At 62.5% G+C, this 25,060-nt stretch carries 21 protein-coding genes; 14 read left to right on the top strand and 7 right to left on the bottom strand.

Translation table 11 applies throughout. The annotated features are described in order from the left end of the window. The first annotated feature begins 269 nt into the window (after window positions 1-269). Together BRAS3843_RS40770 and BRAS3843_RS17110 are read left to right on the top strand one after the other, a co-directional pair. Window positions 270-524, top strand: a complete 255-nt coding sequence (locus tag BRAS3843_RS40770) for a hypothetical protein (protein WP_008970225.1) — start codon at window positions 270-272, stop codon at window positions 522-524. 208 nt (window positions 525-732) lie between these two features. Continuing rightward, a complete protein-coding gene (locus tag BRAS3843_RS17110) occupies window positions 733-1,488 on the top strand; it encodes a DUF4336 domain-containing protein (RefSeq protein WP_008970224.1) in 756 nt (251 codons plus the stop codon). Window positions 1,489-1,847: 359 nt separating this feature from the next. Here BRAS3843_RS17110 and BRAS3843_RS39670 read toward each other — a convergent pair whose 3' ends face one another. Next, on the bottom strand, window positions 1,848-2,546 hold the full coding sequence (locus BRAS3843_RS39670; protein ID WP_244425360.1) for a hypothetical protein: 699 nt from the start codon (window positions 2,544-2,546) through the stop codon (window positions 1,848-1,850). A 1,133-nt stretch (window positions 2,547-3,679) separates the two neighbouring features. Between BRAS3843_RS39670 and BRAS3843_RS17100 the strand changes: the two genes are divergently transcribed. Continuing rightward, window positions 3,680-4,501: a heme-binding protein gene (locus BRAS3843_RS17100; RefSeq protein WP_244425358.1), complete on the top strand. Its 822-nt coding sequence runs from the start codon at window positions 3,680-3,682 to the stop codon at window positions 4,499-4,501. A 190-nt stretch (window positions 4,502-4,691) separates the two neighbouring features. Here BRAS3843_RS17100 and BRAS3843_RS17095 read toward each other — a convergent pair whose 3' ends face one another. Beyond that, complete coding sequence (locus BRAS3843_RS17095) at window positions 4,692-5,051, bottom strand: SPW repeat protein (protein WP_035981960.1); 360 nt, start codon at window positions 5,049-5,051, stop codon at window positions 4,692-4,694. Between the two features lie 772 nt (window positions 5,052-5,823). Here BRAS3843_RS17095 and BRAS3843_RS17090 point away from each other — a divergent pair. The 5 genes from BRAS3843_RS17090 to BRAS3843_RS17070 all read left to right on the top strand — a co-directional run bounded on the left by BRAS3843_RS17090 (window position 5,824) and on the right by BRAS3843_RS17070 (window position 12,777). Continuing rightward, window positions 5,824-6,819: an HlyD family efflux transporter periplasmic adaptor subunit gene (locus tag BRAS3843_RS17090; RefSeq protein ID WP_050886452.1), complete on the top strand. Its 996-nt coding sequence runs from the start codon at window positions 5,824-5,826 to the stop codon at window positions 6,817-6,819. Further along, the gene (gene rbbA / locus BRAS3843_RS17085; protein ID WP_008970216.1) at window positions 6,816-9,578 is read left to right on the top strand and encodes a ribosome-associated ATPase/putative transporter RbbA; all 2,763 of its coding nucleotides are present in this window, start codon (window positions 6,816-6,818) and stop codon (window positions 9,576-9,578) included. Before BRAS3843_RS17090 ends, rbbA begins: the two co-directional genes overlap by 4 nt. A gap of 1 nt (window position 9,579) precedes the next feature. Further along, the gene (locus tag BRAS3843_RS17080) at window positions 9,580-10,791 is read left to right on the top strand and encodes an ABC transporter permease (protein ID WP_008970215.1); all 1,212 of its coding nucleotides are present in this window, start codon (window positions 9,580-9,582) and stop codon (window positions 10,789-10,791) included. A 326-nt stretch (window positions 10,792-11,117) separates the two neighbouring features. Further along, complete coding sequence (locus BRAS3843_RS17075; protein WP_008970214.1) at window positions 11,118-11,930, top strand: uridine monophosphate kinase; 813 nt, start codon at window positions 11,118-11,120, stop codon at window positions 11,928-11,930. 13 nt (window positions 11,931-11,943) lie between these two features. After that, a complete protein-coding gene (locus BRAS3843_RS17070; RefSeq protein WP_008970213.1) occupies window positions 11,944-12,777 on the top strand; it encodes a molybdenum storage protein subunit alpha in 834 nt (277 codons plus the stop codon). A 114-nt stretch (window positions 12,778-12,891) separates the two neighbouring features. Here the strand turns inward: BRAS3843_RS17070 and BRAS3843_RS17065 are convergent, their stop codons facing one another. Next, window positions 12,892-13,758, bottom strand: a complete 867-nt coding sequence (locus BRAS3843_RS17065; protein WP_008970212.1) for a TerC family protein — start codon at window positions 13,756-13,758, stop codon at window positions 12,892-12,894. 86 nt (window positions 13,759-13,844) lie between these two features. Continuing rightward, window positions 13,845-14,267, bottom strand: coding sequence for a nucleoside-diphosphate kinase (gene ndk, locus BRAS3843_RS17060; RefSeq protein ID WP_008970211.1), 423 nt, complete (start codon window positions 14,265-14,267; stop codon window positions 13,845-13,847). Between the two features lie 281 nt (window positions 14,268-14,548). On the opposite strand from ndk, the gene BRAS3843_RS17055 reads away from it, so the two are divergent. The 3 genes from BRAS3843_RS17055 (at window position 14,549) to BRAS3843_RS17045 (ending at window position 17,134) form a co-directional block, all read left to right on the top strand. Then, entirely contained in the window at window positions 14,549-14,815 is a 267-nt protein-coding gene (locus BRAS3843_RS17055; RefSeq protein ID WP_008970209.1) for a hypothetical protein, read from the top strand. A gap of 204 nt (window positions 14,816-15,019) precedes the next feature. Beyond that, the gene (locus tag BRAS3843_RS17050; RefSeq protein ID WP_008970208.1) at window positions 15,020-15,202 is read left to right on the top strand and encodes a hypothetical protein; all 183 of its coding nucleotides are present in this window, start codon (window positions 15,020-15,022) and stop codon (window positions 15,200-15,202) included. Window positions 15,203-15,268: 66 nt separating this feature from the next. Then, a complete protein-coding gene (locus tag BRAS3843_RS17045; protein WP_008970207.1) occupies window positions 15,269-17,134 on the top strand; it encodes an ABC-F family ATP-binding cassette domain-containing protein in 1,866 nt (621 codons plus the stop codon). A 232-nt stretch (window positions 17,135-17,366) separates the two neighbouring features. Here BRAS3843_RS17045 and BRAS3843_RS17040 read toward each other — a convergent pair whose 3' ends face one another. The 3 genes from BRAS3843_RS17040 to BRAS3843_RS17030 all read right to left on the bottom strand — a co-directional run bounded on the left by BRAS3843_RS17040 (window position 17,367) and on the right by BRAS3843_RS17030 (window position 20,048). Further along, entirely contained in the window at window positions 17,367-17,906 is a 540-nt protein-coding gene (locus BRAS3843_RS17040; protein ID WP_175361130.1) for a hypothetical protein, read from the bottom strand. A gap of 154 nt (window positions 17,907-18,060) precedes the next feature. Beyond that, complete coding sequence (locus BRAS3843_RS17035) at window positions 18,061-18,513, bottom strand: DNA polymerase III subunit chi (RefSeq protein WP_008970205.1); 453 nt, start codon at window positions 18,511-18,513, stop codon at window positions 18,061-18,063. An 8-nt stretch (window positions 18,514-18,521) separates the two neighbouring features. After that, window positions 18,522-20,048, bottom strand: coding sequence for a leucyl aminopeptidase (locus BRAS3843_RS17030; RefSeq protein ID WP_008970204.1), 1,527 nt, complete (start codon window positions 20,046-20,048; stop codon window positions 18,522-18,524). A gap of 337 nt (window positions 20,049-20,385) precedes the next feature. Here BRAS3843_RS17030 and lptF point away from each other — a divergent pair, with 337 nt between their 5' ends. The 3 genes from lptF to BRAS3843_RS17015 form a co-directional block, all read left to right on the top strand. Beyond that, the gene (gene lptF, locus BRAS3843_RS17025; protein ID WP_008970203.1) at window positions 20,386-21,555 is read left to right on the top strand and encodes an LPS export ABC transporter permease LptF; all 1,170 of its coding nucleotides are present in this window, start codon (window positions 20,386-20,388) and stop codon (window positions 21,553-21,555) included. Continuing rightward, entirely contained in the window at window positions 21,552-22,649 is a 1,098-nt protein-coding gene (gene lptG, locus BRAS3843_RS17020; RefSeq protein ID WP_008970202.1) for an LPS export ABC transporter permease LptG, read from the top strand. The genes lptF and lptG overlap by 4 nt, the downstream gene beginning before the upstream one ends. After that, on the top strand, window positions 22,649-25,060 hold a 2,412-nt coding region (locus tag BRAS3843_RS17015), incomplete at its 3' end, for an LPS-assembly protein LptD (protein ID WP_035981958.1). The genes lptG and BRAS3843_RS17015, both read left to right, overlap by 1 nt.

The raw sequence follows: 25,060 nt of genomic DNA, 5'->3' as shown, positions 1-25,060 counted from the left end.
TTTGCCCGCCGCAATTATTTCCGTTCGTGACCCCTCAACGGACATTTCCGTTTTCTGGCATTGATATTCGCGCGACGGGCATTCGGACGCGACGGAGATTGCCGATATCGCGGTGAAGCAACTTGGCCTGCCGTAAGCCCGGCGCGACCGAGCAGTTCAGCGTCAGTTCACCGTGTGCTGCAGCGCACACCTAGTTCGCGGAAGTCCGGAAACTAATTCCGTCCCGGGCTGTTTTGCATGACAGGTCTACATTGGAAGGAGGACATGTGATGATGAAGCGAAGCATCCTACCGCTCGCCGCGCTACTCGTTCTCGTGGCCGGCAGTGCGACGACGGCCAAGGCCGTCGAGATCGGGGTCGGTCCGGGTGGAGTTTACGTCGATCCACATAGGGACCACTACCGCGATCGCGACTACGATGCCTACAATCGATACGATCGAAGTGAAAGGTGCCGGGTCATCATCGACCATCGGACTAATCGCTTTGGAGAAGATGTCACCGTTCGTCGGCGCATCTGCGACTGATTGCGGCCCACAACTCGCGACAAGAACTGAGCCGGCTTTGCCGCGCAGCGGAGGCCGGCTTGTTTTGGCGCATTCCGACCTTCCGGTCGGCGCTGGCGATCTCCGCTCCTGAGGCTCAACCGGAAGTAACCATTGACGGGACCCGGAAGCCTGCTTTTAACCCGAAACGGCCGCACGAATTCGCACCGCACTGCAGTAGAATGCGGACATGAGTAGCGCGGTCCCCTCTCTTTATGAGCCGATCAACCGATACAAGCCGCTCGGGCCTGACATCGGCATTGTTGATGGCCGTTTCGAGTATTTGACGACAGCAGGCGTACAGCTTCCTCTGCCGTTCACGACGCGCATGACCGTGGTGCGCCTTAGCAACGGCGATCTCTTCTTGCATTCACCGATCGCATACGACGCCGCCCTTTCGCGCGAACTGGCCTCGATGGGGCGAGTGCGCCATCTCGTATCGCCCAACCAGTTCCACTACGCCCACATTGGGGAGTGGTCGCGGTCCTTCCCTGACGCTTTGACCTGGGCGTCGCCGGGCGTACGACGCAGGGCTCGGGCTCGCGGCATTGACGTTCAGTTCCAGCGGGACCTCGGCTCATCCGCACCGGAAGAGTGGTGCGGAGATATCGACCAAACGGCAATCCCGGGTGGAATCTTCGGAGAGATCGTTTTCTTTCACAAGTTCTCCAAGACGCTTATGCTCACTGACACCATCATCAATCTTGAGTTAGACAAGCTCAAACAGCCCTGGCGCTTCGCCACTCGAATGACCGGCATGTATTATCCACGAGGCCAAATCTTCTTCGGCATGCGCTTGCCGATGCTCTTGCAGCGGAGGAAAGCCACGATGGCTGCCCGCACCATCCTCGCATGGCAGCCGGAGCGCATCACCCTCGCTCATGGGCGCTGCTTCGAGTCGAACGGCAGCGACATACTGCGACGCGTGTTCGCCTGGGCGCTTTAGCCGCGGAACGACTATCATCCGCCACGACCGGTCGCGAGCAGCGCTAGCGCCCCTGAGCTTCCTGCAATGTCTGCAATTGACCCTTGGCTGTGTGAAAACGTGAGAACTGAACAACCTTGGAGAATCCGCTTCTCTGACGCGGCCGCGCCGTAGCTCAGCATGCTCCTCACGCTTGCAGAAATGGCATCTAAAGGAATGCTTTTCTCCCGGATTTACTCGCCAGTACGTTTTTACGCAGCCAAGAGCCAGAGCGGACACTAGCGAACGAGCTACTGGGACGCGCCTTCCGCCAAAACCCAAAGAAAAGAGACTCAATCCGCGTTGGTATACAATCCCAAGCCGACATGAGGCTGCTATCTTTATTTAGGTCCGACACGTCGCTGACGCTTCTTCGCTCCGACCGGCGCAGTTGCGGAGAAAGAGGGCGGTTGTGGGTCCGGAACGAGATTGTTGAAGTCAGCGAGGCAAGTAGCTTGCCGTGTCTTTGTGCCTGCGCACATGAGTTTGCCATCAGCAGTGTAAATCAATCTGCCTCTTTGATCTCGGCCGGTCCACTCCACTCCCGCAATTTCTTGGGTCGATCGATGTAAAGGAGCGAGATCGGTTTCTCTGGCAAAACTCGTGTCAGTGGCAATAAAGCTGACATTGAGCCCAGCACCCGGGTGATTTGGATGTGCTGCTACCGGGTAAAATCTGAGTACAGCACTCCGATTGTCTGTAAATCGTCCTCCTCCGCCATACGTTGTTCCCTGGGACCACAGCCCAAGGGCATGAAGCCAGGGACTCCGGCTGATCGAACTCCATGAATCCTTGTAGTCCGTTTTCAGACTACGTCCTTGGTGGATGAACGACAAAAGCAATTCGCCGTCAGGCGACAAATCGCATTTTTCTGGATAGATGCGCCCTTTCAGCCAGGCGCCTGGATAGAACTTATCGTTCTTTGTGTTCCAGCGAATGATATGAAACCAGGCCGACGGACCCCGACGGAAGATGACGGCTTCATGTGCTTCACGCGCAAATATCACAAACAGACGAGGGGCGATTTTCTTGTCAGCCACATTTGCACCCGCAGGCAGAGATTGAACCGCAAGTAAGCCATCGGCGGGCCGACGGGCCGCTCTTGTCCCGGAGCGGACTTCGCGTTCACTCACTCAAATTTTAGCATTCGGCTCGGTCAACGCTTCATGTACCCTGTATAGAGTCTGGCGCGATTGAAAAGCTTAGGAAGGCGTCAGGTGCGGGAAAGGACCAAGTACGTCATCACGGCCGCGCGTGGCAGCTTGATCGGTACGGTGACGTGGCTAGGTTCGTACTATGTCTCGAGGAAGCTTGGCTTTGTCCAAGAGAAGCCGATCTTGTTCCATGGGATGATGCTCATGGTCTTATTACCTATCTGCAACTTTGCAGCGACAACCAGCCCCGTGTATTGCGACGGATCGACATAATCCATGAAGATCGTGTTTGGTATCGTGTCAGCCCTCGCCTGGTGCGGAACGCAGTATGGCTATGTTCTATTCCTTAAACAACTGCGAGCATCCGGTTACAGCGTCTGGACCTTAAATCAACGAGCGCGTTTCAATGCTTGGCGAGGAAGACCCATCGCAATCTTTCTGATCTGCGGAGCCATATTCGCGGGATCCATCTGGGCATCGATCGAAATCGGGTAGGCCGTCTCTGCGCAAGCTCTGTCGTCGAAGGAACGACTTCCATTATTGGCCCGTTCCACACTTCGCGGTCTGCGCCGTGGATGTCCGCTCCCGCGGCTCACCGGGAGTCGGCATTCGGAGGACCGACCAGGCGCATTTGACCCGAAGCGGACGTGATCGCGTTCTATGCTTGGCCGATCGGTATGGTCCGCGGAGACGAAGAAACGCGCTGATCAGTCCGACAATTGGTCGATTTCTAAATCCCGGCTGAGTGCACAACAGTCGACATATGCGCTGCAAAAACGTCGCTTTCACGCAGCTCCGCGCGGAGCGCCGTGATCGCAAGACGCAAGCGGCGGTAACGTCATCCATCTCGAAGCGGTGCGCGTACGAAAATAGGGTCGCCAGTCATCGAACTGATATGGTAACGACATCATCTTACGTTGGAATTGACGTGGCCTTCCACGAGGAACGGCCGAAGCTGTTAGTTACGAAGTCAATTAGTTTCCGAATGTGGCCGGGGGCCACCATTCACCGCAGTCAATTTGAACCGCACGCAATTACATCGCACCCGCTCCTCTTCAACATCCCTTGCCCTCGGTCATGTGCATGTTTTTGCGCGCAGAGAGAGGTCAGTCATGCAATTTGCTTCCATTACGACAAGGTGTTTGATTGCAACCGCGATGGGATTGATGGTTTCGATGCCCGCGCTGGCAACCAGCGTTGAGCAAGAGACCTGCAGCATTCCCGACGGCATCGTCAACAATCTCCAGGCGAAGCTCGCGGCTGTCGTCAAGCTGCCTGACGCGAACGGCGGCTTGTTCAGTCCGAATCTGATGTGGTCCGCGGTCGTCGACCGGAAAGGCCTTCTCTGCTCCGTCGTGCGCAGCGACCCCGATGCATGGCCGGGCAGCCGCTCTATCGCCATCGCCAAGGCCTCGACCGCCAACAACTTCAGCAACAGCCAGCTGGCGCTATCCACCGCCATGCTCTACTCGTTCACCCAGCCGGCCAATAGCGGCCCGGCAAACGGCGGATTCCCCGCCGGATCGCTTTACGGCTTGAACAATTCCAACCCGTTCAACCCGATGTTCCAGGAGCAGGGATCGGGGCTGAGAGAGGTACCCGGCGGCATCATCACGTTTGGCGGTGGCGTTCCACTCTACGCCGGCGGAAAAGTGATCGGCGGACTCGGCGTCAGCGGCGACACGGCCTGCGCCGACCATGCCATCGCATTCCGGATGCGCAAGTTGGCCGGCCTGGATGGCACGCCAGGCTCCGACAACATCACATATCTCGCCGTCGGCGAATTGCCCCACGATTTCGGCCATCCTCATTGTCATATCGGGAAGGATATTACGCCTTGATGGCCCAAGGGGGCGCGCAGCGAGCTTTTACGTCCGACCACGTCATGGAGGTTCGTCGCAGCTGTCTCCGAAGCTGCTGATCTCTCGAACATTCGCTGTGCGTAGGGTCACATCCGCCGACGGTCGCTCGGGTCGACGCGGTCATTCGCGGCCGCGCCGACCGGCGCGACAACCGGCTATGTGACGATGCTTAGCGGCTCGTCGTCAGCCGGGACGGCGTCTGCGTGATCCAGATTTCAACCGCGGCGAGGATCGCGACCAGCGCACCGATGATGACGTGAACCGTCATAGCCGTCCGGTTCCCGGCGAAGCCGAGCACCCAGGGGGACACCAGGACCCACAGGCCGACGATGAGGTTGAGCCACTCCTCCCAGACCGCAAAGGCGGCCAGGGCCGCAATCGCCAGGATCGCGATCACGATTCCGGAGATGACGGCGTTCTGGGACAGGTGACCTGCCTCGAAGCCGAAGATCCACGGCGAGAACAGGAGGATCGCGCCAAGGATCAGGTTGGCGACATCGCACAATCTTGCGTTCGATCTATCCATCATTGCCTCCTTCAGCAACTACCTGCGCAATACCAACCGACCAGTCGTTGTGCTGTTCCCCATGATACCGGCGGCCGCTCCTGTAGGGATGGACCCTGCGTACGGTGCCGGCCCTGAAAGCCTGAAGTCGCCCTCAGCAAGCCGGGAACGACGGCCAGCACCTTACGTCGGTCACGCTCGTTTCCATGACTTGGCTCTATGACTTGGCTTGATGACCTGGGAGAACGGCCTTTGGCCACCAGCCGCACGACCACCGTGAACAGCCCGGCAGTGCCGCGCTGGCTCAGGATATCCAGGAACAGAACCGATCGCTCCAAGCGTCGCGCATCTGGTCGGTGAGACCGTTCGCGGGATCGGATTTCTGTCAGACCTGCCGATGCTCTTTCAGCCTGCTCAACGCCGCCGGCGCGTTGTCATCGATCCGGCGCGGGAGTTGCTCCAACGCTCTCGGCGGTCTTAGGGCGCGACGTGCGCATGTATCAGCCATGGCTTGAGCCACTGCACCCTCCCTCTCCATTCAAGATTCAAGGCGCGCCGCTCGTGCAGCAGCCTAATCGACGACGCGCGGACTCCCGTTGACCGAAATCAATGAGCCGCCGCGCTCATCTGCCATCGTCACAGAAATGCCAAGCGGGACTGTGCCGGCGGCATCTGCGCGGCACAACAAGGATCGATCATGCCGAGACGACCCAGTGCTCATTTGCTACGCAGCCGACTGATTCCGGTCTGCCTTGCCGTTTCTGTTGTCACACTGCCGTCGAGCTGTTGGAACGGAATGTCCATGATTGGGACAGCTCGCGCCGAGGCGGCCCCACCCAAACCGATCGAAGATGCGCGCAAGGCAGTGGAGACGCTGATCAATCACCTGCGCGGCCGCGATATGCCCGATGGCATCGTCAAGACCAACGGCCGCATCGAGGCGACGCAGGTGGATGTGGCGCCCAAATATCCGGGGCGGCTTGCGACGCTGACCGTCGATGAAGGCGACGAGGTTACTGCCGGCCAGGTGGTCGCCGCCATCTCATCGCCGGAAACCGAGGCGCAGCTGCGTGCGGCTCAGGCGCAGGTGCTCAAGGCCAAACAGGCACTGGCGGAAGCGGTCGCGCTGATCGCGCAACGCGAGAGCGACCTGTCGTTCGCGAGGACCGATTACGATCGCGGCAAGACCCTGCTGCAGAACGGCAACATCGCCCAGCAGGTCGTGGACACCCGGCGCAACAGATTCGAGGCCGCCGAAGCCGCCTACGTCGCCGCCAATGCCCAGCGCGATCAGGCGGAGTCCTCGATCAAGGCGGCCGAGGCCGATGTCGACCGGCTGCAATCGATGCTGGTCGACATGTCGCTGGTGTCGCCGCGAAGCGGACGCGTGCAATATCGCCTGGCGCGCGCCGGCGAAGTGGTTGCCTCCGGCCAGCGCGTTCTGACCATTCTCGATCTCAACGACGTCTACATGACGATCTATCTGCCGGCGGGACAGGCCGGCCGATTGACGATCGGCGATCAGGCGCGCGTGATCGCCGATCCGATTCCGGAGTACGTGATTCCCGCTAGCATCAGCTTCGTTGCCAGCGACGCGCAGTTCACCCCGAAGAGCGTGGAGACAACGGAAGAACGCGAGAAGCTGATGTTTCGCGTCAAGCTCCAGATCGATCCAAAAGTGCTGGACCGGTATCACAAGTCGGTCAAGACCGGCGTTCGCGGGCTCGGCTTCGTGCGCACCGACCCCAAGATCGCCTGGCCGGCCGAGCTCGAGGTCAAGCTGCCGCAATGACAGGGACCGTCATCGCCACCGTCGAGCGGGTCACGCATCGTTACGCCAAAACCTTCGCGCTCGATGGCCTCAGCCTCGAGATTCCGGCGCGTTACATGGCCGGATTGATCGGACCAGACGGGGTCGGCAAATCCACCTTGCTTGCGCTCATCGCCGGCGTGCGCAAGATTCAGACAGGCGAGGTCACGGTGCTCGACGGCGACATGGCCGATGAGCGGCATCGGCAGGCCAGCTATGGCCGCATCGCCTACATGCCACAGGGCCTCGGCCGCAATCTCTATCCGACGCTCAGCGTGTTCGACAATATCGATTTCTTCGGCCGCCTGTTCGGTCAGGGCGCGGCCGAGCGCCGTGCGCGCATCAACGAGCTGTTGAAGGCCACCGGCCTCGATCCGTTCGGCGATCGCCCTTGCGGCAAATTGTCGGGTGGCATGAAGCAGAAAGTCAGCCTGTGCTGCTCGCTGATGCACGATCCGGATCTGCTCATTCTCGACGAACCCACCACCGGCGTCGATCCGCTGTCGCGCCGCCAGTTCTGGGAGCTGATCGATTCGATCCGCCTGCGCCGCCCGCAGATGAGCCTGATCGTTGCAACCGCCTATATGGACGAGGCCAGCCGGTTCGACTGGCTGGCCGCGATGGACGACGGCAAGGTCATCGCGCAAGGTGCACCGAAGGATATCCTCGCCAAAGCCGGCAAGACCACGCTCGACAATGCCTTCATCGCCTTGCTGCCGCCGGACAAGCGCGCGCAGCACCAGGAGGTGGTCGTCCCACCGCGCAGCGACAGCGACGATCAGGCCGCAGCGATCGAAGCCGAAGGCCTGACACGCCGGTTCGGTGATTTCGTCGCCGTCGATCACGTCAGCTTTCGCATCGGACGCGGCGAGATCTTCGGCTTCCTCGGCTCGAACGGCTGCGGCAAGACCACCACCATGAAGATGATGACGGGACTGCTGCCCGTCTCCGAAGGCTCGGCCAAACTGTTCGGCAGGCCGATGGCGGCCGACGACATGGAGGCCCGGCACAATGTCGGCTACATGTCGCAGGCGTTTTCGCTCTATGGCGAGCTCACGGTCCGGCAAAATCTCGAGCTGCATGCGCAGCTCTATCATCTGCCGTCGAACGAGATCGAGGGCAGGATCAAGGAGCTGCTGGCGCGCTATGACCTCGAAGACATCGCGGACGCCAAGCCGGAGAGCCTGCCGCTTGGCGACAAGCAGCGGCTGCAGCTTGCGGTCGCCGTCCTGCATCGTCCGCCGATGCTCATCCTCGATGAACCGACTTCCGGCGTGGATCCGGTGGCACGTGATGCGTTCTGGCGCTCGCTGATCGAGCTTTCCCGCAACGATGGCGTCACCATCTTCCTGTCGACGCATTTCATGAACGAGGCCGAACGCTGCGATCGCATCTCGCTGATGCATCAGGGGCGCGTGCTTGCGGTCGGCGCGCCGAAAGAGCTGACCAGGGCGCGCGGAAAGGAGACGCTCGAAGACGCTTTCATCGCCTATCTCGAGGACGCCGCGGAACGTGACCAGGGCAAGCCCGCACCGACGCCCCAAACTGTTGCGCCTGCAAGTGCGACGGCTCCAGGGGCAGTGCAAGCCATCGCGCCTAGGCGGTTCGATCCGGGACGGATGTGGGCCTATGCAAGGCGCGAAACGATGGAGCTGTTGCGCGATCCGATCCGGCTCGCCTTCGCCTTCGTGGGTCCGCTCGTTCTGATGCTGGCCATGGGCTTCGGCATCACCTTCGACGTCGAGAATCTGAAATATGCGGCCTTCGACCAGGACCAGACGCCGGAAAGCCGCAGGCTGCTCGAAAGCTTCTCCGGTTCGCATTACTTCTCCGAACAGCCTCCAATCAGCTCGTCGGCCGAGCTGGACCGACGCATGCGCAGCGGCGAGCTCGCCGTCGCCGTCGAGATCCCCTCCGGCTTCGGCCGCGACGTCGCCGGCCGGCACGCGCCCGAGGCCGCCTTCTGGATCGACGGCGCCATGCCGTTCCGGGGCGAAACCGCGAAAGGCTATGTCAACGGCCTCTTGCTCCGCTACGCGCAGGACCTCGCGACCGAGCAGTTCGGTCCCAATGCACCATCCACGGCCTATCTCGGTCGCATCCAAATCGAAAATCGATTCCGCTACAATCAGGCGTTCAAGAGCGTCTTCAGCATGATCCCGAGCGTCGTGGTGATCATGCTGGTCCTGATTCCGGCAGTGATGGCGAGCATCGGCGTCGGCCGCGAGAAGGAGACCGGCTCGATCGCCAATTTCCGCTCGACGCCCGTCAGCAAGCTCGAATTCCTGCTCGGCAAGCAGTTTCCCTACGTGCTGGTGGGAATGCTGACCTTCCTCCTGCTCGTGCTGATGGCGCTGATCGTGTTCCAGGTGCCGGTCAAGGGCTCGTTCGGCGCGCTGGCGCTCGGAGCCCTGCTCTATGTCTTCGCGACCTGCGGCTTTGGACAGTTCGTCTCCACCTTCACACGGACCCAGGTCGCGGCGGTGTTTGCGACCACCATTCTTGCGATCATCCCGGTCGTGAATTTCTCAGGTCTGCTTGTCCCGGTGTCGTCCCTCACCGGCCAGGGTCGGCTGATCGGCCTTATTTTTCCATCCGCCTGGTTTCAGCCGATCAGTGTCGGCACCTTCACCAAAGGGCTCGGCTTTTCCGATCTCGGCCTCAACATGCTGATGCTCGCGGTGTTCGCGATCGTCTATTTCGTCGCGGCTCACCTCTTGCTGCAAAAACAGGAAACCTGAGATGTCGGTCGCGGGTGAAGCAAAACCGTCACGACAACGGCCGCTGGCACCGGCGCAACCGAGCCGGAAGAGCCGCCTGGCCAGGCTGCGGCTGCATCTGGCCAATATCTATCGTTTGACCATCAAGGAGCTGCGCAGCTTTCGCTCCGACCCGACCATGCTCTTGCTGGTCGTCTACGCCTTCACCATCGCGATCTACGCCGCCGCCACCGGCGCCTCGACGGAAGCGAAAAATCTTTCGGTCGGCATCGTCGATGAAGACCATTCCGATCTGTCGCGACGGATCTCCGATGGCCTCACGCCGCCGACATTCAAGCCCGCCATCACCCTCACCCCGAGCGAGATCGACGCTGCCATGAACGGGCAGCGCGTCATTTTCGTCATCGAGATCCCGCCGAATTTTCAGGCCGATATCCTGGCCGGCCGGCAGCCTGCGGTCCAGATCGACGTCGATGCCACCGCGGCGGCGCAGGCGTTCAACGGCCTGACCTATATCCAGAATGTCGTGACCGACTACGTGACGCAATTCATCACCGGACGCGAAGCTAATTTCGGCGCGCTGGCCAAGATGGTGACGGAAGTCAAGTTCAATCCGAATTTGAAATCGAGCTGGTTCACCGCGGTGATGCAGGTGATCAGCAATCTCACCATGATCACGGTGATGCTCAGCGGCGCTGCGCTCATCCGCGAGCGCGAGCAAGGCACCGTCGAGCATCTGCTGGTGATGCCGGTGGTTCCCTCCGAGATCATGCTGGCGAAGATCCTGGCCAATGGCATCGTCATCGTCGTATCGACCGCGTTGTCACTGGCGATCGTCGTCGAATGGTGGCTGCAGGTGCCGGTCTCCGGATCGCGGCTGCTGTTTTTGGGCGGCGCGTGTGTCTACGTGTTCACCGTTGCAGCGCTCGGCATCGCGCTCGGGACCGTCGCGTCGACAATGGCGCAGTTTGGCCTGCTCTCGATCCCGGTGCTGCTGGTCATGATGCTGCTGTCGGGCAGCACGACGCCGCTCGAAAGCATGCCGGTCTGGTTGCAATACCTGATGAAGACCATCAGCCCGACACCGCATTTCGTGATCTTTTCCCAAGGGGTGCTGTATCGTAGCGCAGATGCGACGATCGTCTGGCCGGAGATCCTGATCACGGCTGCGATCGGAAGCGTCTTCTTTGGCCTTGCGCTTTACCGGTTTCGCCGCGTCATCTTCAACGGCTAATCTTTAGGCAGACGCGTTGTCGTGTGCTAACAACTGAATATCTATTCCCAACAAGACCTCACGCAGGCCTTGTGCGGGAGAGCTCCCCAACGACTAACTGCCGTTTGTTGCCTTGTTGACGGATATGCGCAAAACGATCACGATCATGTTCAATTAGATTCCTGCCGTTATGAGCAGATCGCAAGAACGCTGCAAAGTTTGTTACCACGTCGGTCACACGACTGCGTGAACGACGGCGTCGCCAGGAAACGTACCGAGGTGAGCAGCTTTGCGCTCCAGCTGCTGCACACACGCTGGACATCGCTTATTCTCAAGGGATTGTTTCCATGGCGAACACGACGACGGAGCTCGAGGCACTGCTGATGCAGCGCTCGCTGACCGACGCGCAGCTTATTGCAGCGGCGGAGCAGGCGTCCGACTTCCGCATCCTGCCCGACGCGACCGTGATCAAGATCGGCGGACAGAGCGTCATCGATCGCGGCCGCGCGGCGGTCTATCCGCTGGTGGAGGAGATCGTCGCAGCCCGCAACAGCCACAAGCTCCTGATCGGCACCGGCGCCGGCACGCGGGCGCGACATCTCTATTCGATCGCAGCCGGGCTCAATTTGCCCGCGGGCGTGCTGTCGCAGCTCGGCGCCTCGGTGGCCGACCAGAACGCTGTGATGCTCGGGCAGCTGTTGGCCAAGCACGGCGTCTCCGCGGTCGATGGCGCCGGGCTATCGGCCGTGCCGCTGTATCTCGCCGAGGTGAACGCTGTGGTGTTCAGCGGCATGCCGCCCTATGGCCTCTGGATGCGCCCTGCGGCGGAGGGCGTCATTCCGCCCTACCGCACCGATGCCGGCTGTTTCCTGGTCGCCGAGCAGTTCGGCTGCAAGGCGATGATCTATGTGAAGGACGAGAACGGCCTCTACACCGCGAACCCGAAGACCACGAAGAAGGCGACCTTCATTCCGAAGATCACTGTGGCGGAGATGAAGGCCAAGGGGCTTGCGGATTCCGTGCTCGAATTCCCGATGCTCGACCTGCTCGAGCAGGCGCGGCACGTCCGCCAGGTGCAGGTCATCAACGGTCTGGTCCCCGGAAACCTGACCCGCGCGCTGGCCGGCGAGCATGTCGGCACCATCATCACCGCAAGCTGAGGGACCGGCTGCCATGGACGACACCACCAACACCATCAAGCACGTCGCCTCCCCGCTCGCGCGCCAGACCCTGCTCGACGACAAGCTCACCCGCCCCGTCGCCGGCCGCCGCCCGATCCCACTCCTGCCCTGGCTGCAGGTCATCAAGATCGGCGGCCGCGCGATCATGGACCGCGGCCACGAGGCGATCCTGCCGCTGGTGGACGAACTCCGGAAGCTCCTGCCCGAGCACCGGCTGCTGATCCTGACCGGCGCCGGCATCCGCGCCCGCCACCTCTACAGCGTCGGCCTCGACCTCGGCCTCCCGGTGGGATCGCTGGCCCCGCTCGCCGCCAGCGAAGCCGGCCAGAACGGCCACATCCTGGCCTGCCTGCTGGCACCGGAAGGCGTCTCCTATATCGAGCATCCGACCATCGCGAACCAGCTCGCCATTCATCTCACCGCTGCGCGTGCGGTGGTCGGCAGCGCGTTCCCGCCCTATCATCATCACGAATTCCCGACCTCGCGCATCCCGCCCCACCGTGCCGACACCGGCGCCTTCTTGATTGCAGATGCGCTCGGTGCGGCCGGCCTCACCATCGTCGAGGACGTCGATGGGGTCTACACCTCCGACCCGAACGGCCCCGACGGCGCCAAGGCGCAATTGCTGCGCGAAACCAGCGCCGCTGACCTTGCCAAGCTCGAGGGCACCCTGCCCTTCGATCGCACATTGCTTGAGGTCATGACGACGGCGCGCCATCTCGCACGCGTGCAGATCGTGAACGGGCTGGTGCCGGGCCGGCTGACCGCCGCGCTGCGCGGCCACCACGTCGGATCTCTGATTCACACCGGCGTCCGTCAGGCTTGAGCACGTCATCCGATCAACAGAAAAGGCCGCGCGCCAGAGGCGTGCGGCCTTCATCTTGTTAATTTTGTTAGTTGGTAGGGGCCGCCGTCAGACCCACCGGGCCCTGCTCCCGCGTCACGGCAGATCGATCCCACGCGCGGGGGCTGCTTCCAGCAGCTCCGCCTTGGCCTGTCGTTGCAGGGCGCGGCCGCGCCAGATCGAGCCTGCGATCAGCACGAGCAATGCCCCCAAGGTCGAAACGACGGTCTCCATGATATCGAGTTGAATGCCAAAACGGGTCTTGCCGGCGAACAGCTCCGAGACGGCGTCGACATTCATGACCAGCGAGCCATCCAGCAGGTGGTGCAACAGCGGCTCGATCGCTGGATCGGTCGCGATCACCTCGCCGGCCACCCAGCCGAGCAGCATTGCGCCCAACCAGACCAGGATCGGGAAACGATCGAGCACCAGCATGATCAGCGCCGCGCCAGCGATGATCAGGGGAATGCTCATGGCAAGGCCGAGGATCAGCAGCGAGGCCTGACCGTTGGCCGCGGCCGCGACCGCAATCACATTGTCGAGGCTCATCACGATATCGGCGAGCACCACGATCCGGATCGCATGCCACAGTGTCGTGCCGGCGGCGATCTCGTCGTTCTCGTCCTCGGGTACGACGAGCTTGGCCGCGATCACGAGCAACGCCAACCCGCCGACCAGCTTCAGATAGGGCAGCGCCATCAAGGTCGCGACGATGCCGGTAAAGGCGATGCGCAACGCCACGGCGATGCCGGAGCCGGCGACCATGCCCCAGAAGCGATGACGGCCATGAAGGCCGCGGCAGGCAAGCGCAATCACCAGCGCATTGTCGCCGGAGAGCAGCACGTTGATCCAGACGATCTTGCCGAGCGCGAGCCAGAAACCAGCCGTTTGGATGTCAGTCTGGAATTGGGCAATCAACAGGCTGAGATTGGCGGGATCAGCGATCTGCGACAACCAATTCACAGCCTAGCCTTTCAGTCCCGTCCGCCGCTGCGGACAGCCACGTGCGGGCGCGGAGATCGGTTCATGCTCCGCGCGCCGCGTTGCCATCAACCGACGATTTCGTTGCCAGAGAAGAACTGCGCAATCTCGACAGCCGCGGTTTCCGGCGCATCCGAGCCGTGCACGGAGTTCTCGCCGATCGACTTCGCATGCAGCTTGCGGATGGTGCCATCGGCAGCCTTGGACGGATCGGTCGCACCCATCACATCGCGGTATTTCAGGATGGCACCCTCGCCTTCCAGCACCTGGACCACGACCGGTCCCGAGATCATGAAGTCCACGAGTTCGCCGAAAAACGGCCGCGCCTTGTGCACGGCATAGAACGTCTCGGCCTGGTCACGGGACATGCGGATGCGCTTCTGCGCGACGATGCGCAGGCCCGCCTTCTCGATCAGCGCGTTGATCGCACCGGTCAGATTGCGCTCGGTCGCGTCGGGCTTGATGATCGAAAAGGTACGCTCGGTCGCCATGATGTCGTCCTCAAGAAGAGCAGGTTTTGTGGGTTGCGGGCTTATATCGGCGCCCCGAGGCAACCGCAAGCGAGCAGGTCGCCTCGATTGCGGCAGCGGTTACAACAATTTCACAATCCTGAACCCAGACTGAAGAACGCGTGCCGCCGGCGTTCAGCTCCGCGAACGTAAGATCCTCTGCATTGGTGATGGCGATCACATCGATACGGACCGCCACCTCCTTAGAGCCTCAAGCGTCGTGCAGTATGGGCGCCACCGGCGCCGTAATCCAGGAGACGATCATGTTGCGCAAATTCTCCCTCATGGCGGTCGCCGCCGTTTCCCTGGGCGCAGCCGCCCTCGCGCCATCTGCGGCTTCGGCGCACTGGCATGGTGGCTGGTATGGCGGTTGGCACGGTGGCTATGGGTGGCACCGCCCGTGGTACGGTCCGCGCGTCTTCGTCGGCGGCGGTCCCTATTACAGCTACGGCTATGGCGGCTGCTACGTTCGCCGGCTGGTCCCAACCCCCTGGGGGCCCCGCTGGCGCCTGGTCAATCGCTGCTACTAAATCAAGCGCAGCAACCAAGTTAGGATCGGCGCAGCTTTCGGTCCCCCCGCAGTGTCGATCCCTTGTAGCCCCGGCGAGTGCCCCCCGCCGGGGCTATTTTCATGCTTTCTTTACTAAAATCCCCCGCAATTTCGGCGGGACCGGAAACCAATTTTACCCCCATGACTTGGTACAGCATCACATTTGATATGTTTGGAACCTGCCATGACCGGCCGTGCCACAGATTTCAGCGAGGAGATCGATCGCAAGACCAGCCGATCGATCTGCGACGCCGTGGGTGAACGGCTGCAGCGCAGCCTACCACCGGATTCCCACCTGCCCGGCCAGCTGCAGCGCCTGATCGATGAGCTGGGTAGGCGCGATGACGCCCTGTTCCGGGTCGAGTAGCGGCGGCGCAGCGAGCCTGACCACAAAGCGGTTGCGTTTGACAGCGCCTGCGGTGACAAGGCCCGCATGCTCTCCATCACCGACATCTCGATCCGGCTGGCCGGCCGGCTTCTGATCGACAACAGTTCCGTGCAGATCATTCCCGGCGCCCGTGTCGGCCTGGTCGGCCGCAATGGCACCGGAAAGTCGACGCTGTTCAAGGCGATCCGCGGCGAGCTCGCTTTGGAAAGCGGCGCGATCGGCGTGCCGCCGCGCTGGCGGATCGGCAGCCTGGCGCAGGAGGCGCCGAACGGACCGGAAAGCCTGATCGAGGTCGTGCTCAAGGCCGATCTCGAGCGCGATGCGCTGCTGCGCGAAGCCGATCTCGCCACCGATCCGCATCGGATTGCCGAGATCCAGACCCGGCTCGTCGATATCGACGCGCATTCGGCGCCGGCGCGCGCGGCCGCGATCTTAAGCGGCCTCGGTTTTTCGACCGCCGACCAGGCCCGCGCCTGTGCCGAATTCTCCGGCGGCTGGCGCATGCGGGTGGCTCTGGCGGCAACCCTGTTCGCCGCGCCCGACCTGCTGCTGCTGGACGAGCCGACCAACTATCTCGATCTCGAAGGCACGCTGTGGCTGGAGGATCATCTCGCGCATTATCCGCGCACCGTGATCGTGATCAGCCACGACCGCGACCTGTTGGAAACCTCGGTCGACCAGATCCTGCATCTCGAGCGTGGCAAGCTGACGTTGTACCGCGGCAGCTATTCTTCGTTCGAGGAGCAGCGCGCCACGCGCGAAATGCTCGACGCCAAGGCGGTCAAGCGGCAGGAGGCGGAGCGGGCGCGGCTGCAGGATTTCGTCAACCGCTTCAAGGCCAAGGCGTCCAAGGCGCGTCAGGCGCAGTCCCGCGTCAAGATGCTGGAGCGAATGAAGCCGATCACGGCGCTCGTGACGCAGGATGTGCAGGAGATCAGCTTCCCGCCACCGGAGAAGACGCTGTCGCCGCCGATCATCGCGGTCGACAATGTCTCGGTCGGCTACGATCCGGCCCAGCCCGTGCTCAGCCGCGTCACCTTGCGGATCGACAATGACGACCGCGTTGCGCTGCTTGGCGCCAATGGCAACGGCAAGTCGACGCTGGTGAAGCTGCTCGCCGGACGGCTGGCGCCGTTTTTCGGCAATGTCACCCGCGCCGACAAGCTTTCAATCGCCTATTTCGCGCAGCATCAGCTCGACGAGCTCGACGAGAGCGGCTCACCCTACAGCCACGTGCGCAAGCTGATGCCGGAGGCGCCGGAATCAAAGATCCGCGCCCGCGCAGGCGCGATCGGCTTTTCCGGCAAGGCCGCCGATACGCTCGTGAGCAGCCTGTCCGGCGGCGAGAAGGCCCGGCTGCTTCTGGGCCTGGCGACCTTCTTCGGTCCCAATATGATCATCCTGGACGAGCCGACCAACCATCTCGACATCGACAGCCGTGCAGCGCTTGCGGAAGCGATCAACGAATTTCCAGGCGCGGTGATCATGGTCTCGCACGACCGCTACCTGATCGAAGCTTGTGCCGACCGGCTCTGGGTGGTTGCCGATCGCGCGGTGAAGACTTTCGATGGCGATCTCGACGATTACCGGCGCATGGTGCTGTCGACCCGCAACAGCCCGTCCGCACGCGAGACCGAGCGGCCGCGCGCGGCCGAGAAGCCACAGTCGCCGCGTAGCGAGAAGCGCGGCTCGCTGAAGCAGAAGATCGCTGCCGCAGAAGCCGAGATCGCGCGCATCACCGAGATCATCGCCAAGATCGACACGGCGCTGTCGCTGCCCGACATCTTCACCCGCGATCCCAAGCAGGCGGCGCAACTCTCGAGAGCGCGCGCCAACGCGACCGAAGCGCTCGCGCGCGCCGAGGAGCAATGGCTCGAGGCCAGCAGCGCCTATGAGGATGCGACGGGTTAGCGAGCGCGAGCCGTCGCTGCGATCGGAACGGCCACCCTTCCCTGGAAGGCTGGGCGATCGCCTATGCGGACCCACCTGGCGGACGATCTCCCCCGGGGCCGTCCTTCGAGACGCTCGCCTTCGGCGAGCTTCTCAGGACGAGGGCCTTTTTCGCGGCGAATTCATCAAACCCTCATGGTGAGGAGGCGCAAAGCGCCGTCTCGAACCATGAGGCCCCGGTCCAGTTTGCTGCTCAGGTCGCAGCCTTCTTCTTGCCTTTCGGCTTGGCGACCTTCGGCGGCGGGCCGGCATCCGGGGCCTTTTCGACCGCGCTCAGCCGGCCACCGGTGAAGGTGTAGATGCCGGCACGCGCGCCGTGCAGCCAGGTGACGGTGGCGACGCGCGCGTCGCCAGCACCGGAGACGTTGACGCTGTCGGGTGCACCGATGCCACGGACCACGTCGCATTCGGTATGGCCGAGCGCGACGGTGCCGGCCGACGGCGGCGGCCCGCCCGCACCATCGGCCGAAGCGTTGGCGTCAGCCGGTCCGCCGGATGGCGACATGCCGGGGCACCCACCCTCCGCGCTGACGAGATCCTCAGCAACGACCGGCTTGTCCGGGCTCAAAGGCGGCGCGTCGATGGAGATGTTGCGGATGAACAGACGGCCCGGCCGGGAAAACCATTCGGCGTCCTTGGACAGGAGGTCGGATGCGCCCGAGCAGCCGGACACGGCCGACGCGAGCCCGAGGAACGCCAAAGCGCGCGTAAGTTTTCTGATGTCGTCTCGCACGATCAACCTTGCCGCGTTGCAACCTGTTCCAGGTGAATTGAAGTTCTTGCCAGGAGCGCCGTAACGTGTTGTCCCACCATCCCTTTGCGGCACGTTCGTGGCCTTGCCAATGCCGCGTCGAGAAAATGCTGATATCATTAACTGCGACGGCTCGCTATTGCCGCCGCTGCCAGCGCCCCCGCTCGTCAGCCTGCCAATAGGTGACCTCGAATCCGCGCGCCTTGCAATCCGTCCAGGCCACGCGAGCACTCGCGAGCGCGTCGGGATCGTCACCATTGAAGACCAGGACCATGCGTTGATAGCTATCCGCATCAGCAGGCAGCGGCGCGTTGTCCACAAGGAAGCGAACATGGGCGCCGTTGGGGTTGCCCTCTTCCGCCGAAAGCACGATCGGCTGGTCCGCCACATCGGCCACGCGCCAAGTGGCATGCGGTAGAAACGAATCGTCACGATAGGTCCACAAATGTGCATCCAGCGCATCGGTCCGCTCCGGCGACGTCGCCTGCACCACCACCCGCCAGCCCCGCTCGAGTGATTTCTCCAGCAGCGGCGGCAACACGTTTTCCAACGACATGTTTTGCAGATGGTAGAACAGAACCTCGGTCATCCCGAAACCTACCGTTTGGCTTCGTAGAAGTCGGCGACCAGCCGATCCAGGAGCCGCACGCCGTAACCCGACCCCCAGCTCTGGTTGATCTCGGATTTCGGCGCGCCCATCGCAGTGCCCGCGATGTCGAGATGCGCCCACGGCGTGTCGTTCACGAAGCGCTGCAGAAACTGCGCTGCCGTGATCGAGCCGCCATGGCGCGAGCCGGTGTTCTTCATGTCGGCGAACTGCGAATCGATCAGCTTGTCGTATTCGGGGCCGAGCGGCATTCGCCAGACCTTCTCGCCGGTCTCCTGCCCGGCCGTGACCAGCCGCTCCGCGAGTTCATCATTATTGGAGAACAGGCCGGCGTGTTCGGTGCCGAGCGCGACCAGGATCGCGCCGGTCAGGGTTGCCAGATCGATCATGAATTTGGGCTTGTACTTGGTCGCGACGAACCAAAGCACATCGGCGAGCACCAGCCGCCCCTCGGCATCGGTGTTGATGATCTCGATGGTCTGGCCGGACATCGAGGTCACGATATCGCCCGGCCGCTGGGCATTGCCGTCCGGCATGTTCTCGACCAGCCCGATCGCGCCGACCACGTTGACCTTGGCCTTGCGCGCAGCCAGCGCGTGCATCAGGCCGACCACGCAGGCCGCGCCGCCCATGTCACCCTTCATGTCCTCCATGCTGCCGGACGGCTTGATCGAGATGCCGCCGGTATCGAAGCAGACGCCCTTGCCGATGAAGGCCACCGGCGCCTCGCCGCGCTTGCCGCCGTCATAGCGCATCACGACGGTACGGCCCGGCCGTGCCGAGCCCTGGGCGACGCCAAGCAGCGCGCCCATCCCGAGCTTCTTCATCGCGGGCACATCGAGCACATCCACGGTGACATCAAGCTTGCGCAAGGCCGTGGCGCGCTTGGCGAATTCTTCCGGAAAGAGCACGTTGGGGGGCTCGTTGACGAGGTCCCTGGCGATGATCACGCCATCGGCAATGGCTGACCGCGGCGAGAAGGCCTTCTTTGCGGCGGCGACGTCGGCCACAGCGATCGAGATGGTGGCCCGGAGCCCGCCCTCCTCGTCCTTTTTCTTGGTCTTGTAGCGGTCGAAGCGATAGCCGCGCAGCCGGATGCCGGTCGCGAGCGCGCTGATCTGATCCGGCGTCATGGCCGCCTCGGGCAGTTCGGCGAACACCGTCACCGCCTCACTATTCGCATTGAGCTTTCCGGCTAAGCTGCCGCCATATTTGAGGAAATCATTGTCCTTGAGATCCTTGGCCTTGCTGTCCTTGTTGCTGTCCTTGGGCTTGCCGGTCCCGATCACGATCAAACGCTGAATCTGGATTCCCTCGGGCGCCAGCATATCAAGAACCGACCCGTCCTTGCCCTTGAACTGCCCGGCGCTTGCCGCCCGTTTGATCAGGTCGGGCGCCAGCCCGAGCGCCTTCACGGTCGCAGGCCCGATTCGCAGCGATTCGTCGCAGAACACCACCACGATACCGCGCAGCGCGGCCGACATCGGGACGAATCCGACCTTGACGGCATCGGACATCAAGCAATCCTCCAAATCATCATCAGAAGCCGCCGACGCCTTTCCGCCCATATCGGGGAGCAAGACGTGGTTGGCGGCGTTTGGGAACCTCAGGTGACAACACTATGACCCGCCTTGAGCGGCGCTGCCAAGCGCCGCGTGGCCAGCGCGCCACAATAGTTAAATTTTAAGCATATTATTACCGCGCCATGGCACAGCCATTTTGTTGACGGATCAAAGGGATGGTAATGAGAGTCTTGGCCTTTTGCGGGTGTTCGGCCCGTAGGCTAAGGGCCCTCTTTAGGGGTAATCTACGGGTGCTCGTCGGGGGGCGGCGGGCGGGTTCGTGCGGGTCAAGATGGGGTCGATCGACAGGTATATTTTCCGCACGACGCTCACGTCGTTTGCGGTGGTCCTGATCAGCCTGACGGGCGTGATCTGGATTACGCAGGCGTTGCGCGGCATCGACCTGATGACGAGCCAGGGCCAGACCATCGTGACCTTCCTGGGCATCACAGGTCTGGTGATCCCGTCGTTGATCGGTGTCATTTCACCGATCGCGGTCATGATCGCAGTCTCGCATACGCTGAACAAGCTCGCGACCGATTCCGAGATCATCGTGATGAACGCAGCCGGCATGTCGCCATTCCGACTGTTCCGGCCGTTCGTCTATGCCACCTGCGCGGTCGCGGTGCTGGTGACCTTCATCGCCGCCTATCTGGCGCCCGACGGTCTGCGCCGGATCAAGCAATGGGACGCCGAGATCACCGCGGACGTGCTTGCCAACATTCTGCAGCCCGGACGTTTTGCTCAGCTGGATCAAAATCTCACGATCCGCATTCGGGAGCGCAAGCCGGGCGGCGAGCTTGCCGGGATCCTGATCGATGACCGCCGCGATCCGAAGGAGCGAATCACCATCCTCGCCGACCACGGCACCGTGGTGAAGAATGGCGACGGCTCGTTCCTGGTGCTCGAGGACGGCAATCTCGAGCGGTTCGAGGTCGGCAAGCGTGATCCGGCGCTGGTGGCGTTCGCCCGCTATGCATTCGACATGTCGAAATTCTCCAACCAGGGTCATGACGTGACGCTCGGCATTCGCGAGCGCTATCTGTGGGAATTGATGGCCCCGTCGGAAGACGACCCGATCTACAAGCAAATTCCGGGACAGTTCAGGCAGGAGTTGCATGACCGCTTCCTGGCGCCGATCTATCCCTTTGCCTTTGCGGCGCTGACTTTTGCGTTTCTGGGCGCCCCGCGCACCACCCGTCAGAGCCGCAACTTCTCGATGGGCAGCGCGATTCTCACGGTGTTCGGCGTGCGCATGGCGGGCTTTGCCTGCTCGGTCATGACGGTGAAAACCCCGATCGCGGCGCTGCTGCAATACGTCATGCTGTTCGGCGTGATCGGCCTCTCCGTCTGGATCATCGTGGGCGGCGTGGTGGTTGAGCCGCCGCCGGCGCTGATGGAAGCCATCAATCGCTCCAATGCGCGCATCGCGCGGCTGTTCCGAAGGCCGGCCGCCGCATGAGCATGGTCACCAACACCCTTGGGCGTTATTTCGCGGGCCGCTTCGTGGTCTCGGCGGTCGGCGTGTTTGCGAGCATTTTCGTGCTGCTGGTGCTGGTCGATTACATCGAGATGGTGCGCAAGACCTCCGGCCTCGCCTCCGCCTCGGCGCTGATGGTGGCCGAAACCTCGCTGTTTCGCGTGCCGCAGCTGCTCGAGAAGATGATGCCGTTCTGCGTGCTGATCGGCGCCATGACCTGCTATCTCGCGCTATCGCGCCGCCTCGAACTGGTGGTGGCCCGCGCGGCGGGCGTCTCGGCCTGGCAGTTCATTGCCCCCGCGCTTACCAGCGCGATCGTGCTCGGCGTGCTCGCCACGATCGCCTACAACCCGATGTCGGCCAATCTGCGCGAGCAATCGAAGCAGATGGAGGCGGAGCTGTTTGGCTCGGCCCCGGGCGGCGGCATCCAGGATGCTTCGGGCTTCTGGCTCAATCAGGTCAACCCGGACGGTGCCGTGGTCATCAATGCCGCCCGCAGCGAACAGCAGGGCGTGCGGCTGACCGGTCTCACCCTGTTTCGTTTCGACAACGAGAATCACTTCAAGGAGCGCATCGAGGCGCGCGAAGCAACGCTCGAGGAAGGACATTGGGTCTTCCGCACCGTGCGCCGATTCTCGCTCGATGAACCGCCGGTCGATCAGGCGACCTTCGTGCTGCCGACCAGCCTGACCCCGGCGCAGGTCCGCAACAGCTTTTCCACCCCCGAAACTGTGTCGTTTTGGCAACTTCCGAGCTACATCCGCTCATCGGAAAGCTCAGGCTTCGCGACCGCGGGCTATCGTCTGCAGTATCATAAGTTGATTGCGCAGCCATTTTTGCTGGCTGCGATGGTCATGCTGGCAGCCTCCGTCAGCCTCCGGTTCTTCCGAATGGGCGGCGTGCAAAAGATGGTTTTGAGTGGCGTGGGCGCCGGCTTTCTGCTCTATGTGTTGTCGAAAGTGACTGAAGATTTGAGCAAGGCTGGGTTGATGGATCCGATCGCTGCGGCGTGGCTCCCCGTGTTCGTGGGTGGCCTCACCGGATTTATGGCCTTGCTCTACCAGGAGGACGGTTAGTGCCGATCGTCGCCGTCCGACAATCAGCTCTTGCCGTGGCCCGGCAGCAAGCTGTTGCGCGCCGCGTGCGTGCGCGCGCGTCCGTTTGCGCGTCCGTCGTCCTGGGTCCCCTGCTTGCGTTTGCATTGACGCTCGCGGCTGCCGTCGCGCTCGATCTCGTCGCCGCGGCGCCGGCCGCAGCCCAGGGCTTCAATTACAATCCGCGCCCGCCAAAGGCGACGCCACCCCGGGTGGCGAACGACAACCAGATGCTGGTGCAGGCGACCGAGGTCGACTACGACTACAACAACTCCCGGGTGTTGGCGGTCGGCAACGTCCAGCTGTTCTATAACGGCACATCGGTCGAAGCCGACCGGGTGATCTACGACCAGAAGACCAAGCGGCTGCGTGCGGAAGGTAACATCCGCATGACTGACGCCGACGGCAAGATCACCTACGCCAACAGCCTCGACCTCTCCGACGACTACCGCGACGGCTTCGTCGATTCGCTGCGCGTCGAGACCGAGGACCAGACGCGGATGGCGGCGACCCGCGCCGACCGCTCCAGCGGCAATTACACCGTGTTCGAAAACGGCGTCTACACGGCCTGCGCGCCGTGCAAGGACAATCCGAAGAAGCCCCCGCTCTGGCAGGTCAAGGGGGCCCGGATCATCCACGACCAGAACGAGAAGATGCTCTACTTCGAGAACGCCCAGCTCGAGTTCTTCGGCGTTCCGATGGCCTATATGCCGTACTTCTCGACACCGGACCCGACGGTGAAGCGCAAGAGCGGCTTCCTGATGCCGGGCTACACCTCTTCGGCGGGCTACGGCTTCGGCGTTGAGATCCCGTATTATTGGGCGATCGCGCCCGACTATGATGCGACCTTCGCGCCGCGCATCACCTCCAAGCAGGGCGTGTTGCTGCAGGCGGAATTCCGTCAGCGCCTGAGCAATGGCGCCTATCAGGTCAAGCTGTACGGCATCGATCAGCTCGATCGGAACGCCTTCGCCGGTCAGCCCGGTGACCGCCAGTTCCGCGGCGGCGTCGAGACGCATGGTCAGTTTGCGCTCAACGACAAATGGGCGTTCGGTTTCGATGGCATCGCGCTGTCCGACTACTACTTCATGTCGGACTACCGGCTATCGCAGTTCAAGGACCCCTACAACGCGTTCATGAACCTGCCGACCGAAGCGATTTCGCAGCTTTATCTGACCGGCGTCGGCAATCGCAGCTTCTTCGATGCGCGCACGATGTATTTCCTGAGCTTCTCAGGCAATCAGCAGAACGTGCCGGTCGTCTATCCGGTGATCGACTACCAGAACGTCTTCAACTATTCGATCCTGGGCGGTGAGGTCAGCTACAAGACCAATTTCGTCAATTTGACGCGCCAGACGGCGTCGTTCGATGCGATCAACACGACCGCCAGCACCACCGGCCTCTGCGCGGTCGCCTCGGCCGATCCGATGGCGCGCCTGCCCACGCAATGTCTGTTGCGCGGGGTGCCCGGCACCTATACCCGCGCCACCGCCGAGGTTCAGTGGCGCCGCTCCTACACCGACTCGATCGGCCAGATCTGGACGCCGTTCGCGATCCTGCGCGCCGACGCAATCAATTCTGATATCTCGAACCAGCCGGGCGTGGCGAACTTCCTGCCGACCGGAGACACCCAGGCGCTGCGGGTGATGCCCACCGTCGGCCTGGAATATCGCTATCCCTTCATCAACGTGCAGCCGTGGGGCACCACGACGATCGAGCCGATCGCCCAGGTCATCGTTCGCCCGAACGAGACCTATGCCGGCCGGCTGCCGAACGAGGACGCGCAAAGCCTGGTGTTCGACACCTCGAACCTGTTCGCGGTCGACAAGTTCTCCGGCTACGACCGCGTCGAAGGCGGCGGACGCGCCAATGTCGGCGTCCAGGCCACCACGCAGTTCGACCGCGGCGGAACCGTCAAGGCGGTGTTCGGGCAGTCCTACCAGCTGTTCGGCATGAACTCCTTCGCGGTGCGCGACGCCACCAATACCGGCGTCGATTCCGGCCTGCAGCGGACGGCCTCCGATTATGTCGCAAGCGTCGATTATTCGCCCAACCGGACCTATACGTTCAGCGTTCGCTCCCGCTTCGACGAGCAGACCCTGAGCGTGCAGCGCTTCGAGGCGGAAGCCAGGGCCAATTTCGACCGCTGGTCGGTCGGCGTGACCTACGGCGATTACGCGGCCCAGCCCGATATCGGCTATCTGACCCGCCGCGAGGGCATCCTCGGCACCGGCTCGCTCAAGGTCTCCTCCAACTGGGTCGTGACCGGAGCGGCGCGCTGGGACCTCCAGGCCAACAAGATCAACCAATATGTCGTCGGCGCAGGCTATGTGGACGATTGCTTCACGCTGGGCGCGAGTTATGTAACCTCCTACAATTACACGGTGGGAACC

Origin of the sequence: Bradyrhizobium sp. STM 3843 (assembly GCF_000239815.1) — a bacterium.
Classification (GTDB): Bacteria; Pseudomonadota; Alphaproteobacteria; order Rhizobiales; family Xanthobacteraceae; genus Bradyrhizobium.
The sequence above is the reverse complement of the archived record's forward strand: the minus strand, read 5'-3'. Positions and strand labels throughout refer to the sequence as shown.

What these genes read in the sequence shown, in the direction of transcription:
- BRAS3843_RS17080 (WP_008970215.1), top strand. Translation starts at nt 9,580, where the DNA reads ATGTCGGTCGCGGGTGAAGCAAAACCGTCACGACAACGGCCGCTGGCA.
- BRAS3843_RS17110 (WP_008970224.1), top strand. Translation starts at nt 733, where the DNA reads ATGAGTAGCGCGGTCCCCTCTCTTTATGAGCCGATCAACCGATACAAG.
- BRAS3843_RS17075 (WP_008970214.1), top strand. Translation starts at nt 11,118, where the DNA reads ATGGCGAACACGACGACGGAGCTCGAGGCACTGCTGATGCAGCGCTCG.
- BRAS3843_RS17030 (WP_008970204.1), bottom strand. Translation starts at nt 20,048, where the DNA reads ATGTCCGATGCCGTCAAGGTCGGATTCGTCCCGATGTCGGCCGCGCTG.
- BRAS3843_RS17055 (WP_008970209.1), top strand. Translation starts at nt 14,549, where the DNA reads ATGTTGCGCAAATTCTCCCTCATGGCGGTCGCCGCCGTTTCCCTGGGC.
- BRAS3843_RS17050 (WP_008970208.1), top strand. Translation starts at nt 15,020, where the DNA reads ATGACCGGCCGTGCCACAGATTTCAGCGAGGAGATCGATCGCAAGACC.
- BRAS3843_RS17035 (WP_008970205.1), bottom strand. Translation starts at nt 18,513, where the DNA reads ATGACCGAGGTTCTGTTCTACCATCTGCAAAACATGTCGTTGGAAAAC.
- BRAS3843_RS40770 (WP_008970225.1), top strand. Translation starts at nt 270, where the DNA reads ATGATGAAGCGAAGCATCCTACCGCTCGCCGCGCTACTCGTTCTCGTG.
- BRAS3843_RS17045 (WP_008970207.1), top strand. Translation starts at nt 15,269, where the DNA reads ATGCTCTCCATCACCGACATCTCGATCCGGCTGGCCGGCCGGCTTCTG.
- BRAS3843_RS17070 (WP_008970213.1), top strand. Translation starts at nt 11,944, where the DNA reads ATGGACGACACCACCAACACCATCAAGCACGTCGCCTCCCCGCTCGCG.
- BRAS3843_RS17095 (WP_035981960.1), bottom strand. Translation starts at nt 5,051, where the DNA reads ATGATGGATAGATCGAACGCAAGATTGTGCGATGTCGCCAACCTGATC.
- ndk (WP_008970211.1), bottom strand. Translation starts at nt 14,267, where the DNA reads ATGGCGACCGAGCGTACCTTTTCGATCATCAAGCCCGACGCGACCGAG.
- lptF (WP_008970203.1), top strand. Translation starts at nt 20,386, where the DNA reads ATGGGGTCGATCGACAGGTATATTTTCCGCACGACGCTCACGTCGTTT.
- rbbA (WP_008970216.1), top strand. Translation starts at nt 6,816, where the DNA reads ATGACAGGGACCGTCATCGCCACCGTCGAGCGGGTCACGCATCGTTAC.
- BRAS3843_RS17090 (WP_050886452.1), top strand. Translation starts at nt 5,824, where the DNA reads ATGTCCATGATTGGGACAGCTCGCGCCGAGGCGGCCCCACCCAAACCG.
- lptG (WP_008970202.1), top strand. Translation starts at nt 21,552, where the DNA reads ATGAGCATGGTCACCAACACCCTTGGGCGTTATTTCGCGGGCCGCTTC.